Below are 20339 nucleotides of genomic sequence, written 5' to 3'. Positions count from 1 at the left end.
GATCAGTTCTTCTCCAGAGGCGAGAAAAAAAGACGCCCCAGCCCACGCCAGGTTTTCTTGTTCCATCTACGCAACGGAATCTGCCTGAGCAACTGCCGCGCGTAATCACGGTCTCGATTGGAACACTTCAGGAACATAGAGCTGAGAAACCGAGTCCTGACGAACTCGTATTGAGGGTGGTCCTTGAACAAGGCATAAGTACGCAGAATGCTATCCACCATGAACGGGGTGTTCTTGGAGGAGTTACTGCCATGCTTGCGGTACTGAGCCAACACCTCGCCAAGACAGTCGATGTAATAACCTGCATGAGTGATCTTGAGTTCGATAAGCAGATCCTCTAACCGGATCTCAGGATCGAACCCCCCTACCCGTTCCAACGCTTCTTTGCGAAACAGTAGCGTGGGCGCTGGCGGATAGGGTTTACGCTCCATGAACACGTCATCGAAATCCAGTCGACGAAACGCTATATCTCGACGCTGACGAGACTCAGGAAACAGATGACCGTCCGAATCGATCAACTCGATATTGCCGGCACAGATCCCGACTTCCGGCTTATCCCGCATGTAAGCGACCTGCTTGGCTATACGCTCCGGCACCATGATGTCATCCGAGCCGAATGGAGCAATCAGGCTGCCTTGGGCGCGTGAAACCGCGTCATTGAGCGTATGCGTCAAACCCCTGTTCTGCTGGACACGAAACTCGAATCCATATTCTTGCTGCAAACGTTCGATTCGCGCCACGCTGTCGTCCGTGGAGCCGTCATCGATCACCAACAACTCGATATTCGGGTATGTCTGCTGCACGACACTGAGAATGCAGCGCTCGATGTAGGGCGCATGGTTGTATGAAGCGATCACCACCGTGACCAATGGCAGTTGCTCCGTCATTTCCTCACCTCGTTCAGCGCAGATTCGATCAACTCCAGATACTGCTGGCGAAACACGTCAATATCGTGCTCTCTGTTCAAGTAGCTGTAAGACTGCTCGCCCTTGATCTGAAGCTGCTCATCACTGAGGGAAAGATACTCATCCAAGGCCTGGCTCAGCCCCTCGACGTCTGCCGGAGCAACAGCGATACCACCAGCTCCCTGGATCAACGGGAGCATGGCAGGGACATCGCTCGCGATTACCGGTAGCCGCCCACTCATCCCCTCAAGCAACGCCAAGCCCAGGCCCTCCGCCAAAGAGGGCATGGCCCATATGTCGAACGCCCGCACATAGCGTAGAGCGTTATCTCGAAAGCCAAGCAAATGGATACGCCCTTGCAAACCAAGAAGCTCCACTTCCTGTAGCAAGCGGTCGCGCTCGCGACCCTCCCCGATGATTGCCAGCTGTACATCTGGATAGCGCTGCGCAATCTGCGCAAAAGCACGGATCAGATGTATGTGCCCCTTTACCGGGACCAGTCGCCCCAATGCACCGACAATCCGCACATTGGACTCGAGCCCCAACTGAGAACGCGCTTGGTCACGTGATAACTGCAGACTTTCGGCCTGCACGATATCGATGGCATTGGTTATCGCAACGGTGTTGTTCGGAGTGAAGCCGCACTGACAATCCAAGAGGTACTGCTTAACCGCAGGAGAAACACCCACGAAACGCCAAGCGGGGCTGACCAGGCGAGCAGTCTGCTGACGACGATAGGCCCGATCGTATTCGCCAAAACCATGGGCGATACCGATACAAAGGGGAATCTTGAGCCAGCGATTGAGCATCAACATCATGTTCACGGGCTTGAAGCGATTACAGATCACTACATCGAAGCGCTCGCTGCGGCAGTACTGAAATAGCCGCCACATAGCACGAATGCGCATGCCCTTGAGCTGTGCATCGGAGAACTCGAAGTAAACAGAACGCTCAGCACGACTCTCCGGCTGACCGGTAGTCGGCCGTCCCCGGAGAAACGCATTGACTGTCTCGAAGCGCTCAGAAGGAAGGGCGTGAAAAATCTGCTCCCCCAAATCAGCAAAATCGTGCGTCTTGATGTTGTAGTCAGGATGCAACTGCAAAACCTTGATACGACGCGCCATGCTCATTGCCATTGCGAAAATCCTTCTTCACTTACCATCCAGGCTCGCTTACCGGCCAATGCATGCATCGTTTCCTGCGAGGGAGACGCCTTGTCAGACCACTCACCTCGCTTCCATATGGCGAAGTGGAAATAAGGAAACTGTCGATCACCGTCCTGATCGTTAGTCAGGCAGCCATCGCGCCAGAACCAGCGATCAGGAAAATGAAAGCCTCCATCAATCCAAGGTATACAGCCATTTGGGGTGCTGAATGCTTCAACGAACTCACTGCGCCGGCGCAAGGGGTTGAAACGCCCCACCAAGTTGAAAAGCGGCTTTGGAAAATTCTTTCGCCATAAGAACAGGCGACTGAATGCTCCCTCGTCAAGCGCATGATGCTCTTGATCCCCCAAGCGTTCCTGCCAAGACGGCATACGCATGAAGACTCTACGCATTGCCTCGGTATTACGAATCAGGCATAAGTGACCCGACACACGCCGAGCATGGGTGGAGTAAAGGTCGTAACGTGCAAGTCGCTCGTCAGAGAAGTACTGACGTAAGCGTCCGTAGATCAGATCGAGATCGCCAAACGCCCAAAAATCATATCCCCGTAACTGCTCCTCATGGATATAGCCTAGAGCAGGTTTCAGATCACAAAGCTTGTAGGGGTTATGCGGCGTAAACGTTATGCCCAAGCGCACCGACACCAAAGAGCAATAATCTGCATACGTCACCGGCTCAACACGAACATTGGCCGGCAAGTTATCCGGCTCACCACAGTCGCTGAATAGCAACCAGTCGATATCCGGATTACTTCTGCAACTTTCCAAGAACAAAGGCATCCAGAACGGCCAGCGCCCAAAATACGGAATGATGAAGCAAATGCTAGGGCTCACAGTAACGATCCGGGAATACAGTCAGAACAAGACAAGTTATTGGGACAGCCAATCGAACGCCCAGAAGCGCACTCGTGCCGCCTGATCACTAAAGCACAGACTCAATCTACGCGCAGGTAACGAGGGATCGAGCGGGCTCAGGGAACAGTCACGGAGCGCCCCAGCCAACGCAGCAGGTTGACCGAATGCGACCAGCAAACCTTCGCCATCCACCACCTCTCGACCACCGCCACAATCGCTGCATATGACTGGCACTCCTGCGGCCATCGCCTCCAGTAATACCATGCCGAACGGCTCATGATCGGAGGTCAGCGCGAAGACATCGAAGGCCTTGAAATAGCGCCGTCCATTCGCCACCTGACCAAGAAAACGCACGGACTCGCTGACGCCCAGCTCCAACGCCAGTGCCCTGAGCGCAGACTCCAGCCGACCAGTACCCATAATCGCCAGCAAGCTGCCATCCGGCAGCTGCGGCAATGCCTGGGCGAAGCCGCGGATCAATGTGGCCTGGTCCTTGTCCGGATGCAGTCGGCCGACGTTGCCAACCACCCAGGCACCCTGTGGCAAGTCCAGACGCTCGCGAGCCTGCTCGCGAGAAACCTGCTCGGCCTGTACCGCCTCGACATCGATACGGTTGTACAGCGTTTCGATACGCTCGGCCGACCAGTCAGGCAGACAGGCGCGCATATCGTCACGTACGGCGTTGGAAACGCCCAGCAATGCCAGACGCTTGCGAAAGAAGTTGGCGAACAGCTGACGGGAACGGCGCTTGTAGTCGCCGAAGGCGTGATGCACACCGATCACCGGCAGATCGCTGCCGAGCAGCGCCACGTAGATCGGCTTGAAGCGGTGAGCGATGCACAGGGCGAAGTCGCGCGACGCGGCGATGCGGCGAAAATCGCGAATCGCCGCCAGCTTCAAGCCACGCACCTGTGCACTGGAGTAATCGAGGAAGATCACCTCGTCGGAAGCCGAGCCGCGCTCGACCTCCGCTGACGGAGCGCCGGTCAGATAGACAGTGCAGACCTTGTACGGCGTGCCCTCGAACAGCACGGCGTACTGCCGTGCGCAATCCAGAAAGGGGCCGTCATAGCCGTGACAGAACTGCAGAACCCAGCGCTGCGCCTGGCTGGCAGTCGGCTCAGACGCCGTCATACCAATCCTTGCCATCCTTGACCACGAGCACGTCTTCCATGATCAGGTACTGCAGATCCGAACCGTAGAACATGTTCAGCGCATCGGTCGGCGAGCAGATCATCGGTTCGCCACGGCGGTTGAGCGACGTGTTCAGCGATACGCCGTTGCCGGTGAGTTTCTCCAGTTCCAGCATCAGGTCGTACCAACGCGGATTGAAGCGGCGCTCCAGCACCTGGGCGCGCGAGGTGCCGTCTTCGTGCACCACCTCACCGACGCGCTCCTTCCACTCCTCATTGACCTCGAAGGTGAAGGTCATGAACGGGCTAGGATGGTCGACTTTGAGCATCTTAGCCGCCACGGTATCGAGCATCGACGGGCAGAAGGGTCTCCAGCGCTCGCGGAACTTGATCTGCTCATTGATACGGTCGGCGACACCCGGCACGCTCGGGCAGCCGATGATCGAGCGGCCACCCAGAGCACGCGGGCCGAACTCCATGCGCCCCTGGAACCAGGCCACCGGGTTGCCGTCGGCCATGATTCTGGCGATACGCTCGGGGGTATTCTCGATGCGCTTGAACACCGGCTGATTCGGGTGCCTGGCGCAAGCGGCGATGACGTCTTCATTGGAGTAGGACGGGCCGAGATAGACGTGCTCCATCTTCTCCACCGGCACGCCGCGCTGGTTCGACACGTAAGCTGCGGCGCCAACGGCGGTACCGGCGTCGCCGGAAGCCGGCTGTACGAACAGTTCCTTGACGTCGTCGCGGGCGATGATCTTCTGGTTCAGCTTGACGTTCAGCGCACAGCCGCCGGCGAAGGCGATCTTGCCGGTTTCCTTGAGGATGTCGCCGAGGTAGTACTCCATCATCTGCAGCGCCAGCTTCTCGAACAGCGCCTGCATGCTGGCCGCGTAATGGATGTAGGGGTCGTCGGCGATGTCGCCTTCACGCTTCGGCCCGAGCCATTCGATCAGCTTGGGCGAGAAGTAGTAGCCCTTGCCGTTTTCCTTGTAGCGGCGGAAACCGATGACGTTGGCGTACTCGGTGTTGATGATCAGCTCGCCATTCTCGAACTTGGCCAGGCGCGAGAAATCGTACTTGGCGGCGTCACCGTAGGGCGCCATGCCCATGACCTTGAACTCGCCGTCGAGCATCTCGAAGCCCAGGTATTCGGTGATCGCGCCATACAGGCCACCGAGCGAATCCGGATCGAAGAACTCCTTGATCTTGTGGATCTTGCCGTTCTCGCCGTAGCCGAAAAAGGTGGTGGCGTACTCGCCCTTGCCGTCGATACCGAGGATCGCGGTCTTTTCCTTGAAGCCCGAACAGTGGTAGGCGCTGGAGGCGTGCGCCAGGTGGTGCTCGACCGGCTCGATCTTGACCTTCTTCAGGTCAAAGCCGAGCTGCACCAGGCACCACTCGATACGCTTCTTGTAGCGGTGGTAGCGACGGTTGCCGAACAGGATGGCGTCCAGAGCGCGATCCGGCGCGTAGGCGTAACGCTTGGCGTACTGCCAGCGGGCCTTCTCGAAGATGCTGATGGGGGCGAAGGGAATGGCCACCACGTCGACATCCGACGGCTTGATGCCCGCCTGTTCCAGACAGAACTTGGCCGACTCGTAGGGCATGCGGTTCTTCGCGTGCTTGTCGCGCACGAAGCGCTCCTCTTCCACGGCCGCGATCAGTTTGCCGTCGATGTACAGCGCGGCGGACGGATCGTGACTGAGGGCGCCGGACAGGCCGAGAATGGTCAGTGCCACAGGTTTGAGCCTCTAATTCGGGCAGGTGCCAGGCACCTGCGGTAAACGTTGGTCGAGCAACTGGTGCAGGGCGGAGTCCGCCGGCCAGTTGCGCAGAAAACGGGCGCGGTCGCGAGCATAGGCCCGGGCGAAACTGCGCGTACTGCGATGCTGGCGCATGGCATCCAGGTCGATCAGCGACCAGGCGCCCTGGGCGTCATCCCAGAACAGGTTGTGCCCCTTGAAATCACCGTGACTGATGCGTTCGCGCTGCAGGGCAGCGAACAATCGATCAAGTGCCAGCAGGTCGCTTTCCGGGGGCGTTGCCTGCTTGTATGCCTCAAAACGCGCGATTATATCCTGCCCGCCACAATAGTCGGTAATCAGGTAGGCGCGACCGCGCAGCCAGCACCACCGCCGCTCGATCACCGCCAGCGGCGTCGGCGTGGCGATGCCCAGCAGTTGCAGGCGATTGCCCTCGCGCCAGCTATGCCAGGCACGACTGGGACGCCAGAAGCGCTTGAGCCAGTGCAGCAGGTTTTTCACGTTATAGCGTTTGACCACCAGCGGCCGGCCGTCGAGCTCCACACGCGCGACGGTAGCGGCGCCACCGGTCTTGTAGATATGTCCGGCGTCGGTCCGAGCATCCAGATCAGCCAGCAGCGGCTGCAGGGCGGACTCGGCCTGGCGGCGCACCACACGCAGGCCAAAGGCGCCAATGCGTGCGGCGAACAGACTGCAATCACGCGCCGCTTTCTTCAGATAATCGCGCAGGCGCCAACGGCGCACCTTGGCTATTTCGGCCTGCAGCATCTCCAGCGGCAGCGCGTGCTCGCCGTTAGCCAGCAGGTAGTGGATCAGCAGCTCTTCCAGGTAAAGGTCCAGCTCGGCCGGCAGCTGAGCGAAGAACACCCCGAGGTTTTCCAGCACTCGTGCCCGCGACAGGGGTTGCCCTGCTGTTTCGCAGCGCACGCCACCGCCGTCGATCAGGAACAGGCGGCCCTCATGGCGCAACAGGTTGTCCAGATGCAGGTCGGCCTGCCACAGGCCCTGAGCATGCATCTGCCCGATTGCCGTCAGCGCTTCGGCCAGCACGCTCTGCTGGGCGTCGCTCAACAGCGGCTCGCGAGCTGCTTCACCCCAGGCATCCCAGAGGCTCTGTGCGCTCTCCAGGTATTCGAACAGCAACCAACCGCCCTGCCCGACGATGAAATCCTGAGCCAGCAGCCTGGGCGTGACGAGCCCCTGGCCAGCCAGATACTCGGCGCCTTCACGTTCGCGCAGAAAGTGCCGCTGCGCCTTGTCGCCAACCAGCAACTTGGCCAGCACCGGACGCCCCTGCCAACGCGCAACGCCGACATAGCGCTGCCCTGGCAGCACACGTAGCAGACGCTCCAGCACCAGCGGCTCGCACGCCACCTGCAATGTCAGCGGCAAATCAGGTGTGCGGCCGGCCTGGCTCAACTCAACCAGTTGCATCAACGCGCCTCCTTGTAGCGCTGCCGAGCAGCAAGCTGCCGCCACCAGGCATCGACAGCGCCCTCATCGCCCAGATAGGCCCCCAGCAGCTCACGCACCTCAGCCTCGTTCCAGACTCTGGCACGGCGCAACAGGGGCTCGATATCCTTGACTCGATCACGCTGCCCCAACAGCAAAGGACGGGTTTTCTCCAGATCGATCAGTTGCGCCTCGAACACGCCCTCCAGCTCGCGCAGGAAGATATGCTTGGGATAGAAACAGCCATGCATCTGTCCCGCCTGATGCAAACAGCGCGCAAGACGGCCACAGGCATGAAGAATGGACGCACGCCTGGCACCGTCGAGTGCAGACCATCGGGTCAACCATTGTTCCAGGTCCTGCCAGCCGTCCAGTGCGCGAGTCAGCAAGACGGCACGGCGCTCGCCCGGCAAACGGCGTTCGGCGAAATAGGCCGCCTGAAGTGCCGGAATGCCCAACTCGGTGTAACGACGGATATTGCGAAACTCGCGCGCGAAGGTCGGCTCACCGAAGGGATGCAGCAGACTGCGCGTCAAGTGATTGCTTTGCCGCTTCAGGTAGAAGGCGCGCTCGTCCAGTTCCAGGCGATATACGCTGCTCCAGCCGCCACGTTCGGTATTGGGCTCGTCCACGGCTTCCAGTTTCAACGCCCACAACGCATCGAAACTGGCTAACCCGTGACGCTCGAGCAGGGCGCGATCCTGCTCCGCGATGAAGTCGCTCATTCCCGGCCCTCGAAAAACTTCAGGATTTGCAGGACGCGTTGCTTATCCGCACCACTGAGCCGGTTGCACTCGCGATATTGCAGGTAGAAACGCAGACGCTGCGTTCTCGACAGCACGCGCTTGGCCACTTTGTCGAGACAGGCCAGATCCTTGATGATCCGATAACGCAATAGCGGCCCCCACCAGAAACTGCCGGTGGGGCAGTCGATGAAGAACAACTCGGCCTTTTCATTGACCAGCAGGTTGCGCCACTTCAGGTCGTTGTGGGTGAAGTGGTGCTCATGCATCGTCCGCGTGCCCCTGGCCAATTGCTGACTGACGCGCAGAACCCACGACCGATCAGCCAGGCGCGGGTCATCACGATTGGCGATCGCAGCAAGATCGAGCGTATTTTCCAGCTCGCGTGTCACCAGCGCTCCACGCACGAAAGCCCCCGCCTTGCGCTGGAGACCATGCGCAACGATCGGCGCCGTCGGGATGCCCCACTTGGCGAACAACTTGAGATTCTGCCATTCGGCCTTGACCCGCGGGCGCCCCAGATAGCGGCGCAGACCTTTACCCGCTCCCCAGTAGCGTTTGACGTAGTAATGCACGCCATCACGCTCGATACGAATGACCTCCGACAATGGGTCCTTGGTCAGCCGCTCGCCCTTGATCGCGAAAACAGCCTCCAGAGAGCCGAAGTCCTCGGTCAGGGCATGGTACTCAGGGGCAAGGATCCAGCTCGCCATCAGAGCGCATCTCCGTAACGCTGCTTACGTTCATACAGTTTCACTGCCTTGCGCTCCAACCAGGCGAGCAGGCTCGCCTCCTCGCGCAGCACCTGGCGCAGGGGCCGCTGAAAATAGGCACGCAGAAAGCGCAGCTTGTCGCGGTGGGTCAGGCCGATATCCAGCGCCGAGAAGTACAGGGCAGCCAGATCCTTGTCACGCCAGCGGCGGGGTACGGCGTCGCGCACCTGGGCACGGTGCAGGTCGATCACCGACAGGCGCAGGTCGCTGGCCTGGATCGGCCGGTCGGTGTGCAGCAGGAAGTGGCAGATATAACAGTCGCGGTGATTGACCCCCGCGCGGTGCATGGTGCCGGTCATCTGCGCCACTCGCTCGATCAGCGCCCACTTGAGCGCCGGCTTGGGTGGCTGTTGCGCCCAGTTGAGGCTGAGCTGCTCCAGGTCGACGGTCGGCGCCAGCTCCTCGGTGACGATGAACGAGTGCTGCCGCGCCGGATTGCTGCCGCGCTCGCCATAGGCAACTGCGGTCATGGTCGGCACACCTGCCTCGGTCAAACGCTGGATCGCCTGCCACTCCTGCGCCGCGCCCAGTACGGGCGCCTTGGCCGTGAGCAGGTTCTTGACGATCTCACCCCAGCCGATACCGCGATGAATCTTGACGAAATAGCCATGACCATCGACCTCGGTACGCAAGGTGCGGCGCCCTTCCAGCTCACGGTAGACCTGCCCCTGCAGCGCCTCCACAGCATCGAAGGCGTCGTGCCCTGCCCACAGGGTCTTGAAGGGTTCAGCGAGCATCAGCTTCACGCATGCTTCTCCGCCAGGATCACGTCGGCAGCCTTCTTCGGCATCGAATACAGATCGGCACTGTCGGCATACGCCAGCGCGTTGCGCCCCCAGAACGCGCGGCGCTCCGGATCGGCGAGCATATCGGTCAGGGTACGGTTGAGCCGTTCCTGTTCGAAGGGGCTGGGTAGTACGCGGCCGCAATCAGCATCGGCAATGTAGTGGGCATAACCACAGACATCGGTGACCAGCACCGGCAACCCGGACACCAGCGCCTCCAGCAGCACGGTGCCGGTGTTCTCGTTGTAGGCCGGATGGATCAGCAGGTCGGCGCCGAGCAAAAAGCGCGGAATGTCGCTGCGCCCCTTGAGGATCTGCACCTGATCGGACAGCCCCAGCGCCTTGATCTGCAGCAGGAATGGCTTGGGGTCGTCCTGGCCAATGGCGATCAGGCGAGTGCGTTTGCGCAGCTCACGCGGCAACGCGGCCAGCGCCTTGAGGCTGCGATCCAGGCCCTTGGTCTTGAAACCGGAGCCGATCTGCACCAGCAGCAGGTCGTCGTCGGCCAGCTTGAACTCACGGCGGAACTCGGCACGGACTTCTGCGGCATTGGCCGGCGCACGACGATCCTGGGCGATGCCGGGCGGCAGCAGATGGAAGCGCTGCAGCGGCGTCTTGTAGTGCTTGATGAACAGCGGCTGCTGCACTTCGGAGATCATCAGGATTTCGGTCTTCGACTCCGGCGCGAACACTGCACGCTCGTAGTCGGCGAAGTGCTTGTAGCGACCCCAGCGCCGGTAGATCGGGTTACGCAGGGTCTGCGCCTTGTCCTCGAAGCAGCCGTCGGCGGCGTAGTAGACGTCGAGGCCGGGCATCTTGTTGAAACCTATCACCCGGTCGACTGGATCGCGCGCCAGATCCGCCTGCAACCAGGCCGTAAACTTCTCGTTGCGGCGATGATTGAACAGCGCGCGCACCGGCGCCACGCGAACGTCGAAGCCGCCGGGGTTGTCGCCTTCCCAGATCGGCGTGTAGACGCGAATGGCATGACCACGCGCCTGACACTCTAGGGCAATGCGCATGAAATCGCGCTGTAGCCCGCCGAACGGGAAGTATTTGTAGAGAACGAAGGCCAGTTGCATAGCCGCTCCTTAAAGGGTGCCGGGAGGCGCAAGCAACAGCGCCTCCAGTTCCAGACCGACGCGCTCGGCGCCCAGGCCATCGAAGCAAGGCTTGTCACGATCACCGCCGCCAGCCCCAGGGCCACTGGCGCACAGGTGAATCTGGCTACGGCCATAGGCGCCCACCTTGCCGGGCAGGGTCGGGCCATAAAGGGAAATATTGGGAACGTCCAGCGCTGCAGCCAGATGGCCGAGCCCGGTATCGACGGAAACGCAGGCGCTGGCGCCGGCAATCACCTTGGCCACGCCGGCCAGGTTCAACTTCGGCAACACGGCGGCATGCCTCAGGCCGGCAGCGATACGCTCGGCACGCGCCTTTTCCGCCTCGTTGCCCCAGGGCAGGCGCACGGCCCAGCCCAGCTCGTCCATGCGCTCGGCTAGAGCGCGCCAATCGGCTTCCGGCCAGTGCTTGCTGGCCCAGGTGGTGCCGTGCAGAAACACCAGGTAGGGCGGCGCCGCAGTATCCATCATCGCCGCGCGGTTCAGCCCGTAATCGGCGGTACCAGGCGGCAGCGGATAGCCCAGCGCCTTGGCGAACAGCTGGCGCACCCGCTCCAGGGCATGCTGATCCTTGGCGACCGCATAACGCCGGGCATAGAAACGGCTGGCCAGCGGTTCGCGCGCCGAGTCGCGATCCAGCCCGGCCACTGGCGCCTGCACATAGCGCGTCAGCCAGGCACTTTTGAGCAGACCCTGAGCGTCGATCACCAGGTCGTAGCGGGTCTCGCGCAGCCGCTGCTTGAAGCGCGCCCACTCGCCACTGCGCCAGGTGCGCAGCGGATGCTTGCGCCAGCGACGAATGGCTACGGGAATCACCTGAGAAACCGCCGGGTGCCAGGCCGGAATCTCGGCGAAACCTTCCTCGACCACCCAGTCGAAACGGATGCCAGGAATCGCACGGGCTGCATCGGTCAATGCCGGCAGGGTATGCACCACGTCGCCGAGCGACGAGGTCTTGATGATCAGCACCCGCAAATCAGTCGCCCTCGACCAGGGTCAAGGCTTCGCCGACCAGCCGATCCAGCGCCTCGATCACCGGACGCGGTTTGAGCTCGCGCAGGCAGTTGTAGTGACCGTAACGGCAGGTACGCTCGAAGCAGGGGCTGCACTCCAGCCCCAGGCGGACGATCTCGACACGATCGGCCAAAGGCGGGGTGAACTGCGGCGAGGTGGAGCCATAGACCGCCACCAGCGGACGGTTCAGGGCGGCAGCGACGTGCATCAGCCCGGAGTCGTTGGACACCACGGCGGTGGCCGCCGACATCAGGTCGATGGCCTCGGCCAGGCTGGTCTGCCCGGAAAGATTGCTGACTTCCTCGCGCAGGCCCGGAATCAGACGCAGGCGAATATCTTCGCCACCGGCATGGTCGTTCTTCGATCCGAACAACCAGACCTGCCAGCCTTCACGAATCTTGGCCTCGGCCACCTTGGCATAGTGCTCGGCGGGCCAGCGCTTGGCCTCGCCGAACTCGGCGCCCGGACACAGCGCCAGCACCGGCCGGTCCAGTTGCAGGCCGAACTTGGCCAGCGCGGCGTCGCGACTGGACTCATCGATCTGCAGACGCGGCTGCGGGTAAGGCTGGGTCAGCAGCGTATCGGGCTCATAGGCCAGCGCCATGAAACGCTCGATCATCAGCGGATAGCGGTCTTTATCCAGCGTGCGGATATCGTTGAGCAGGCCATAGCGCATCTCGCCCTTCCAGCCAGTGCGCTTGGGGATACCGGCGAACCAGGGCACCAGCGCGGACTTGAGCGAGTTGGGCAGCAGGATCGCCTGGTCGTACTGACCGGCCAGCGACTTGCCGATCCGCCGACGGCTGGCCAGATCGAGCACGCCATGCCCCAGCGGCAGGCTCAGCGCGGCGCGCACCTCGGGCATGCGCTCGAGGATCGGCCGGCTCCAGTCCGGTGCCAGCACGTCGATCTCGCACGCAGGGTGGCGTTGCTTCAGGCACTGAAACAGAGTCTGCGCCATCACCATGTCGCCTACCCAGCTAGGGCCGATGATCAGTATTTTCATGCCTTATCCAAAAACAACCGGGGAGGCTCAGAGCCTACCTGCAATCAGCTGCGCGTCGGTCATGCGTCGTTGCAAAAGGGCCTTGGGCGTTCATTTACCGCAGTAAACTCACGCCTCCCCCTGTCGCGCCTAGCCTGACTCTAGCTCGCAAGATTGCCGACAGACTCCTGAAGCCTCCCCGTCGGGCCTTCGAGGAATCGCTTACTTGACCAGCGTACGCCATTCGGCGTGGCCGCTGGTCTTGCCGGTAACGAGGTCGAAGTAGGCCTTCTGCAGCTTCTCGGTGACCGGACCGCGGCGGCCGGCACCGATCTTGCGCCCGTCGACTTCGCGGATCGGCGTGACTTCGGCAGCGGTGCCGGTGAAGAAGGCCTCGTCGGCGATATACACCTCGTCGCGCGTGATGCGCTTCTCCACCACCTTGACGCCGTGCTCGTCGGCCAGGGTGAGGATGGTGCTGCGGGTGATGCCGTTGAGGCAGGAAGTCACTTCCGGGGTGTACACCACACCGTCCTTGACCAGGAAGATGTTCTCGCCCGAGCCCTCGGCCACGTAGCCTTCCGGATCCAGCAGCATGGCTTCGTCGGCGCCACCGGAGATGGCTTCCTGCAGGGCCAGCATCGAGTTGATGTAGTTGCCGTTGGCCTTGGCACGGGTCATGGCGATGTTGACGTGGTGGCGCGTGTAGGAGCTGGTGCGCACCTTGATGCCGGCCTCCAGCGCTTCTTCGCCCATGTAGGCGCCCCAGTGCCAGGCGGCAACGATCACGTGCACTTTCAGTCCAGCGGCGCGCAGGCCCATGCCCTCGCTGCCGAAGAACACCATCGGGCGCAGGTAGGCGCTTTCCAGGCCGTTCTCACGCACTGCAGCGCGCTGGGCTTCGTTGATCTCTTCCTTGGTGAAAGGGATCTGCATATTGAAGATGTGCGCGGAATCGAACAGACGGTCGGTGTGCGCCTGCAGGCGGAAGATCGCGGTGCCGTCCGGGGTGTTGTAGGCACGTACGCCCTCGAACACGCCCATGCCGTAGTGCAGGGTATGGGTCAGCACATGGGTGTTGGCTTCGCGCCACGGCACCAGTTTGCCGTCGTACCAGATCACGCCATCACGGTCGGACATCGACATCTTGCCTGCTCCTCAAATTCGCTTCACGGTTCGAACAATTAGGTGGGGCCGCAGCCCCTGCCATTCAACTCAGCCCCAGCTGACGCCACAGGCGCATCACGGCGCGACGCTCATCCTGGAACTGATCGCCCGGCACCACACCGGGCTGCTTCTGCAGCGCCTGGCGATGAGCAGCCGAGCGATAGATCTTGTAGACCTCGCGCAGCAATGCGGCATCCTCGGCGCCCATCAATCCGACCCGCTCCAGACCCTCCAGAATGCGGATGTTATCGGTGAACTCGAGTAGCTGCGGGTGTTGCCACGACCAGGCCAGAGCCGCGTATTGCACCATAAATTCGATATCGACGATACCACCGGCATCCTGCTTCAGATCGAAGGAGGACGTGGCCTCGAAGGCATTCGGCGCCGTCCCGGCCGCGGTATTTTTGTTGCCAAGGTTGTCGCGCATCTTCGCGCGCATCTCGCTGACCTCGACCCGCAGCGCCTCGACATCACGCTGACGCCCCAGCACCTCGGCCCGTACGCGAGCGAATTCGCCGGCCAGACGCGAACATCCCACCAGCACCCGCGCCCGCACCAGCGCCTGGTGCTCCCAGGTCCAGGCCTCGGTTTCCTGATAGCGCTGAAAAGCGCCCAGCGAACTGACCAGCAGCCCGGCTGCGCCAGAAGGTCGCAGGCGCATGTCCACCTCATAGAGCGCGCCGGAGGTGGTCTGGGTGGTCAGCAGATGAATGATGCGCTGCCCCAGGCGGGTGAAGAACTGCGCACCATCGATGGATTTGGCACCATCGGTCTCAGCCTGCGGGTCGCCGTCGTGGATGAACACCAGATCCAGGTCCGAGCCATGGCCAAACTCCAGACCGCCGACCTTGCCGTAGCCGACAATGATGAAGTCCGGATCACAGGGCGTACCGTCGGCACGATACGGCCGACCATGACGCTGCACCGTGTGCTGCCAGGCCAGGGCCAGCACCTGATCGAGAATCGCCTCGGCCAGCCAGGTCAGGTAGTCCGACACTTTCATCAACGGCAGCGTACCGGCGATCTCCGAGGCTGCCACGCGCAGGCTGTGCGCCAGCTTGAAGTGGCGCAGCGCCTCCATCTGCTGCTCCAGGTCTTCCTCGGGGATGCGGATCAGCCGCTCACGCAGCTCGGCCGCCAGCTCCGGCGCCAGCGGCGGCGAATACAGGCGTCCTTCGTTGAGCAACTCGTCGAGCAACAGCGGGTAACGAGCGATCTGCTCGGCAATCCACGGGCTGGCTGCGCAGAGGCTGATCAACCGCTCCAGCGCACCGGGGTTCTCGGTCAACAGCACCAGGTAGGCCGAGCGCCGGGCCACCTTTTCCACCAGAGGCAGCACCCGCTCCAGCACCAGGTCCGGGGCATCATGCTCCACCGCCTGCACCAACAGACGCGGAATAAAGGCATCCAGTCGCTCGCGCCCCAGACGCTGCATGGCGCGGACCTGCGGACCGTTACGCAGATCGGCCAGGCGCCGACAAGCGGCGACAGCATCGACGAAACCGCTTTCCAGCAGTTGCTGCGCAGCCGCCTCTTCATCCAGCGCCCCCTGCCACAAAGGCAGCCACTCGGCGCCGACACTGGCCTCGCCAGCATCCGACTCATCCTCATCAGGATCGGCGATCACCTGCTGGAAATGCCATTCGATGCGCCCGCGCCAGTGCATGAGGCGCTCATGAAAACTCGCCCAGTCAGCAAAACCCATGATTGCCGCCACGCGCGCCTGATCTTGCGCATCGGCCGGCAGCATCTGCGTCTGCCGATCACCAATGCCCTGCAAGGCGTGCTCGGTGTAGCGCAGGAACTCGTAGCCTTCCTTCATTTCGGTGACCACTGCTGGCGGCAGGTAGCCCTGCCCCTCCAGCGTACCCAGCACCTTGAGCAACGGCCGCTGCTGCAGACTGAGATCACGCCCGCCGTGAATCAGCTGGAAGGCCTGGGCGATGAACTCGATCTCACGGATTCCGCCGGCACCGAGCTTGATGTTGTCACTCATGCCCTTGCGCCGCACCTCCTGCTGGATCAGCAGCTTCATCGCACGCAGCGCCTCGATGGCGGAAAAATCCAGGTAGCGGCGATAGACGAAAGGTCGCAGCATCTCCAGCAACTCGGCACCTGCTGCCTGATCGCCGCCGACCACACGCGCCTTGATCATGGCGTAGCGCTCCCAGTCGCGGCCCTGATCCTGGTAGTACTGCTCCAGCGCATTGAAGCTGAACACCAGCGCACCGCTGGAACCATAGGGCCGCAGGCGCATGTCGGTGCGGAACACGAAGCCGTCGACGGTGATCGCATCCAGCGCCTTGATCAGCCTCTGCCCCAGGCGAATGAAGAACTCCTGATTGTCCAGCGGGCGCTTCACCCCTTCGGTCTCGCCGCCTTCCGGGTAACCGAAGATCAAGTCGATGTCCGAGGACAGATTCAGCTCATGCGCGCCGAGCTTGCCCATACCGAGGATGACCATATGCTGCGATTGACCGCTGCGCCGCCCCACCGGCGTACCGAACTGCGTGCAGTGCCGCGGATACAGCCAGTGATAGGCCAGGTCGATGCAGGCATCGGCAAGATCGGACAGGTCGCGACAGGTTTCACCGAGCGCCGCCTGGCGGCTGAAGTCGCGCCAGATGATGCGCAGCTGCTGACGATTGCGAAAACGCCGCAGACTGCGCCCCAGCGCGTCCTCATCAGCACATTCGGACAACTGAGCCTCCAGCTGCTGACGCAGCTCGCCAGGCGCCAGGCTGCGCTCCAGCTCACCGGACTCCGCCAGCGCGACGAACATCTGCGGATCACGCTGAGCCTGCTCGGCGACGAAGTCGCTCAGGGCCGAGACCTGCCGCCATGCATCGTGCCGCTCGCGGGGCCAGGCAGCGACACGCTGAGCCAGCGTCTCATGCTCGGCCAAGGCGCTTTGCAACGACGTTTCGGCGCGCTCGGCCAGGGATACGAGGGAGGGGGGCAACTCGACCAGCAACGGCAGGCTCATGGTCTATCCTTTTGGCGGACTGCCGGACGCACGGTGCAATCGCCCGCAGCCCCGCTCCAGCGGGGCACGCGCGGCCGGCGGTGCCGCGGATTGTAGTTTTACTACGAAAGAATTGTATCCAGAGGGCTGAATCCGCCGTCGAAATGTAGTAAAACTACATACGGCCGGTCCTACCCCCGGTAAATCCAAGAATTTCAACTCGCCCGCCCAAAAAGCCGGTGAGACCCAACTGGCCTCCGATTCTGGAAGCCTTTCCGCCCTGGAGCAAGCCATGCAAGACCTCGATCCGATCGAAACCCAGGAATGGCTGGACGCCCTTGAATCCGTCCTCGACCGTGAGGGTGAAGACCGTGCCCATTACCTGATGACCCGTCTGGGCGAGCTGGCCACCCGTAGCGGTGCGCAACTGCCCTACGCGATCACCACGCCTTACCGCAACAGCATCCCGGTTACCCATGAAGCTCGCATGCCCGGCGACCTGTTCATGGAACGCCGCATCCGCTCGCTGGTGCGCTGGAACGCCCTGGCCATGGTGATGCGCACCAACCTGGACGACCCGGACCTGGGCGGCCACATCTCCAGCTTCGCCTCTTCCGCGACGCTGTACGACATCGGCTTCAACTACTTCTTCCAGGCCCCGACCGACGAACACGGCGGCGACCTGGTGTTCTATCAGGGCCACGCCAGCCCTGGGGTCTACGCCCGCGCCTTCATGGAAGGTCGCATCGCTGAAGACCAGATGAAGAACTTCCGCCGCGAAGTGGATGGCAAAGGTCTGTCGTCCTACCCGCACCCCTGGCTGATGCCGGACTTCTGGCAGTTCCCCACCGTTTCCATGGGTCTGGGCCCGATCCAGGCGATCTACCAGGCGCGCTTCATGAAGTACCTGGAAGCACGCGGTTTCATCCCGGCCGGCAAGCAGAAGGTCTGGTGCTTCATGGGCGACGGCGAGTGCGACGAGCCGGAATCCCTCGGCGCCATCTCCCTGGCTGGCCGCGAGAAGCTGGACAACCTGATCTTCGTCATCAACTGCAACCTGCAGCGCCTCGACGGCCCGGTGCGCGGTAACGGCAAGATCATCCAGGAACTCGAAGGCGTGTTCCGTGGTGCCCAGTGGAACGTCAACAAGGTGGTCTGGGGTCGCTTCTGGGATCCGCTGTTCGCCAAGGACAAGGACGGTGCCCTGCAGCGCCGCATGGACGAAGTGGTCGACGGTGAATACCAGAACTACAAGGCCAAAGACGGTGCGTACGTACGCCAGCACTTTTTCAACAGCCCCGAGCTGCAGGAGATGGTCAAGGACCTCTCCGACGACGAGATCTGGAAGCTCAACCGCGGTGGCCACGACCCGTACAAGGTCTACGCGGCCTACCATCAGGCCGTGAACCACAGCGGCCAGCCGACCGTGATCCTGGCCAAGACCATCAAGGGCTACGGTACCGGCGCCGGTGAAGCGAAGAACACCGCGCACAACACCAAGAAGGTCGATGTCGACAGCTTGCGTCAGTTCCGCGACCGCTTCGACATCCCGGTCAAGGACGAAGACCTGGAAAACCTGCCGTTCGTGCGTCCGGAGCCGGGCAGCCCCGAGTACAAGTACCTGCACGAGCGCCGCAACGCGCTGGGCGGTTTCGTCCCGCAGCGTCGCCAGCAGAGCTTCAGCATCCCGACGCCGCCGCTGGACACCCTCAAGGCTATCCTCGATGGCTCGGGCGACCGCGAAATCTCCACCACCATGGCTTTCGTGCGCATCCTCGCGCAACTGGTCAAGGACAAGGAACTCGGCCAGCGCATCGTCCCGATCATCCCGGACGAAGCCCGTACCTTCGGTATGGAAGGCATGTTCCGTCAGCTCGGCATCTACTCCTCGGTCGGCCAGCTGTACGAGCCGGTCGATAAAGACCAGGTGATGTTCTACAAAGAGGACAAGAAAGGTCAGATCCTCGAGGAGGGCATCAACGAAGCCGGCGCCATGAGCTCCTTCATCGCCGCGGGTACTTCGTATTCCTGCCACAACCAGCCGATGCTGCCGTTCTACATCTTCTACTCGATGTTCGGCTTCCAGCGTATCGGTGACCTGGCTTGGGCCGCTGGCGACAGCCGCACCCGTGGCTTCCTGATCGGCGGTACCGCCGGCCGTACCACCTTGAACGGTGAAGGTCTGCAGCACGAAGACGGTCACAGCCACATGCTGGCAGCGACCATCCCCAACTGCCGCACCTACGACCCGACCTACGGCTACGAGCTCGCCGTGATCATCCGCGAAGGCATTCGCCAGATGACCGAAGAGCAGCAGGACATCTTCTACTACATCACCGTGATGAACGAGTCGTACCAGCAGCCGGCCATGCCGCAGGGCGTGGAAGACGGCATCATCAAGGGTATGTACCTGCTCGAGGAAGACAAGAAGGAAGCCGCGCACCACGTGCAACTGCTGGGTTCCGGCACCATCCTGCGTGAAGTCGTCGAGGCGGCGAAGATCCTGCGCGACGAGTTCAACATCGGCGCCGATGTATGGAGCGTCACCAGCTTCAACGAACTGCGTCGCGACGGCCTGGCCGTGGAGCGCAGCAACCGCCTGCACCCGGGCCAGAAGCCCAAGAAGACCTACATCGAGCAGTGCCTGAACGGTCGCAAGGGTCCGGTCATCGCCTCCACCGACTACATGAAACTATTCGCCGAACAGGTTCGTCAGTGGGTTCCGAGCAAGGAATACAAGGTCCTGGGCACCGACGGCTTCGGCCGCAGCGACAGCCGCAAGCAGCTGCGTCACTTCTTCGAAGTGGATCGCAACTGGGTCGTGCTGGCCGCTCTGGAAGCCCTGGTCGACCGTGGCGAGATCGAAGCCAAGGTGCTGGCTGACGCCATCGCCAAGTTCGGCATCGACGCCGACAAAGCCAACCCCCTGGACTGCTAAGGAGCGTAGCGATGAGTGAGTTGATTCGCGTACCCGACCTCGGCGGTGAAGGCGAGGTCATTGAACTGCTGGTGAAGGTCGGCGACCGTATCGAAGCCGACCAGAGCGTACTGACCCTGGAATCCGACAAGGCCTCCATGGAAGTGCCCTCGCCCAAGGCCGGCGTGGTCAAGGAACTGAAGGTCAAGATCGGTGACCGCCTGAAGGAAGGCGACGAGTTGCTGGTGCTGGAAGTCGAAGGAGCCGCAGACGTGGCGCCTGCGCCGAAAGCCGAAGCAGCGCCAGCCGAAGCACCGAAAGCGGCCGCTCCGGCAGCCGCGCCCGCCGCTGCCAGCAGCAGCGTGCAGGACGTGCACGTGCCGGATATCGGCACCGACGGCAAGGTCAAGGTCATCGAAGTCATGGTCAAGGCCGGCGACCGCATCGAAGCCGACCAGTCGCTGATCACCCTGGAGTCCGACAAGGCCTCCATGGAAATCCCCTCGCCGGCTGCCGGCGTGGTGGAGTCAGTGCAGGTCAAGCTGGACGATGAAATCGGCACCGGCGACCTGATCCTCAAGCTCAAGGTAGCG

General features: G+C 62.0%; 16 protein-coding genes. 2 read left to right on the top strand and 14 right to left on the bottom strand.

The window, feature by feature from the left end:
* Positions 1-2: 2 nt before the first annotated feature.
* From PCLY_RS01085 to glnE, 14 genes are all read right to left on the bottom strand, one after another.
* Positions 3-887, bottom strand: a complete 885-nt coding sequence (locus PCLY_RS01085) for a glycosyltransferase (RefSeq protein ID WP_061237401.1) — start codon at positions 885-887, stop codon at positions 3-5.
* Positions 884-2029 carry a glycosyltransferase gene (locus PCLY_RS01080; protein ID WP_061237511.1) on the bottom strand — a complete coding sequence of 382 codons (1146 nt, stop codon included), beginning with the start codon at positions 2027-2029 and terminating at the stop codon, positions 884-886. Before PCLY_RS01080 ends, PCLY_RS01085 begins: the two co-directional genes overlap by 4 nt.
* 2 nt (positions 2030-2031) lie before the next feature.
* The gene (locus PCLY_RS24285; protein WP_082767989.1) at positions 2032-2913 is read right to left on the bottom strand and encodes a DUF6625 family protein; all 882 of its coding nucleotides are present in this window, start codon (positions 2911-2913) and stop codon (positions 2032-2034) included.
* 27 nt (positions 2914-2940) lie between these two features.
* Positions 2941-4059: a glycosyltransferase gene (locus tag PCLY_RS01075; RefSeq protein WP_061237400.1), complete on the bottom strand. Its 1119-nt coding sequence runs from the start codon at positions 4057-4059 to the stop codon at positions 2941-2943.
* A complete protein-coding gene (locus PCLY_RS01070; protein ID WP_061237399.1) occupies positions 4046-5800 on the bottom strand; it encodes a carbamoyltransferase family protein in 1755 nt (584 codons plus the stop codon). Before PCLY_RS01070 ends, PCLY_RS01075 begins: the two co-directional genes overlap by 14 nt.
* 12 nt (positions 5801-5812) lie before the next feature.
* Positions 5813-7258 carry a lipopolysaccharide kinase InaA family protein gene (locus PCLY_RS01065; protein WP_061237398.1) on the bottom strand — a complete coding sequence of 482 codons (1446 nt, stop codon included), beginning with the start codon at positions 7256-7258 and terminating at the stop codon, positions 5813-5815.
* A complete protein-coding gene (locus PCLY_RS01060; RefSeq protein ID WP_061237397.1) occupies positions 7258-8001 on the bottom strand; it encodes a lipopolysaccharide kinase InaA family protein in 744 nt (247 codons plus the stop codon). The genes PCLY_RS01065 and PCLY_RS01060 overlap by 1 nt, the downstream gene beginning before the upstream one ends.
* Positions 7998-8732 (bottom strand): lipopolysaccharide kinase InaA family protein, encoded by a 735-nt coding sequence (locus PCLY_RS01055; protein ID WP_061237396.1) that lies wholly within the window; start codon positions 8730-8732, stop codon positions 7998-8000. Before PCLY_RS01055 ends, PCLY_RS01060 begins: the two co-directional genes overlap by 4 nt.
* The gene (gene rfaP / locus PCLY_RS01050; protein ID WP_061237395.1) at positions 8732-9538 is read right to left on the bottom strand and encodes a lipopolysaccharide core heptose(I) kinase RfaP; all 807 of its coding nucleotides are present in this window, start codon (positions 9536-9538) and stop codon (positions 8732-8734) included. Before rfaP ends, PCLY_RS01055 begins: the two co-directional genes overlap by 1 nt.
* Entirely contained in the window at positions 9535-10659 is a 1125-nt protein-coding gene (locus PCLY_RS01045; RefSeq protein WP_061237394.1) for a glycosyltransferase family 4 protein, read from the bottom strand. Before PCLY_RS01045 ends, rfaP begins: the two co-directional genes overlap by 4 nt.
* 9 nt (positions 10660-10668) lie before the next feature.
* Positions 10669-11673, bottom strand: coding sequence for a lipopolysaccharide heptosyltransferase I (gene waaC / locus PCLY_RS01040; protein WP_061237393.1), 1005 nt, complete (start codon positions 11671-11673; stop codon positions 10669-10671).
* Between the two features lies 1 nt (position 11674).
* Positions 11675-12718 (bottom strand): lipopolysaccharide heptosyltransferase II, encoded by a 1044-nt coding sequence (waaF, locus tag PCLY_RS01035; protein WP_061237392.1) that lies wholly within the window; start codon positions 12716-12718, stop codon positions 11675-11677.
* A gap of 201 nt (positions 12719-12919) precedes the next feature.
* A complete protein-coding gene (locus tag PCLY_RS01030) occupies positions 12920-13843 on the bottom strand; it encodes a branched-chain amino acid transaminase (RefSeq protein ID WP_061237391.1) in 924 nt (307 codons plus the stop codon).
* Positions 13844-13907: 64 nt separating this feature from the next.
* Positions 13908-16850, bottom strand: coding sequence for a bifunctional [glutamate--ammonia ligase]-adenylyl-L-tyrosine phosphorylase/[glutamate--ammonia-ligase] adenylyltransferase (glnE, locus tag PCLY_RS01025; protein ID WP_061237390.1), 2943 nt, complete (start codon positions 16848-16850; stop codon positions 13908-13910).
* Between the two features lie 271 nt (positions 16851-17121).
* On the opposite strand from glnE, the gene aceE reads away from it, so the two are divergent.
* Positions 17122-19767, top strand: a complete 2646-nt coding sequence (gene aceE, locus PCLY_RS01020; RefSeq protein ID WP_061237389.1) for a pyruvate dehydrogenase (acetyl-transferring), homodimeric type — start codon at positions 17122-17124, stop codon at positions 19765-19767.
* Between the two features lie 11 nt (positions 19768-19778).
* The coding region (locus PCLY_RS01015) for a biotin/lipoyl-containing protein (protein ID WP_331711336.1) at positions 19779-20339 on the top strand (561 nt) is incomplete at its 3' end.

Source organism: Ectopseudomonas composti (genome assembly GCF_001567565.1).
GTDB classification, from domain to species: Bacteria; Pseudomonadota; Gammaproteobacteria; order Pseudomonadales; family Pseudomonadaceae; genus Aquipseudomonas; species Aquipseudomonas composti_A.
Note: the sequence above shows the minus strand (reverse complement) of the source record. Positions and strands in the feature narration are given on the sequence as shown.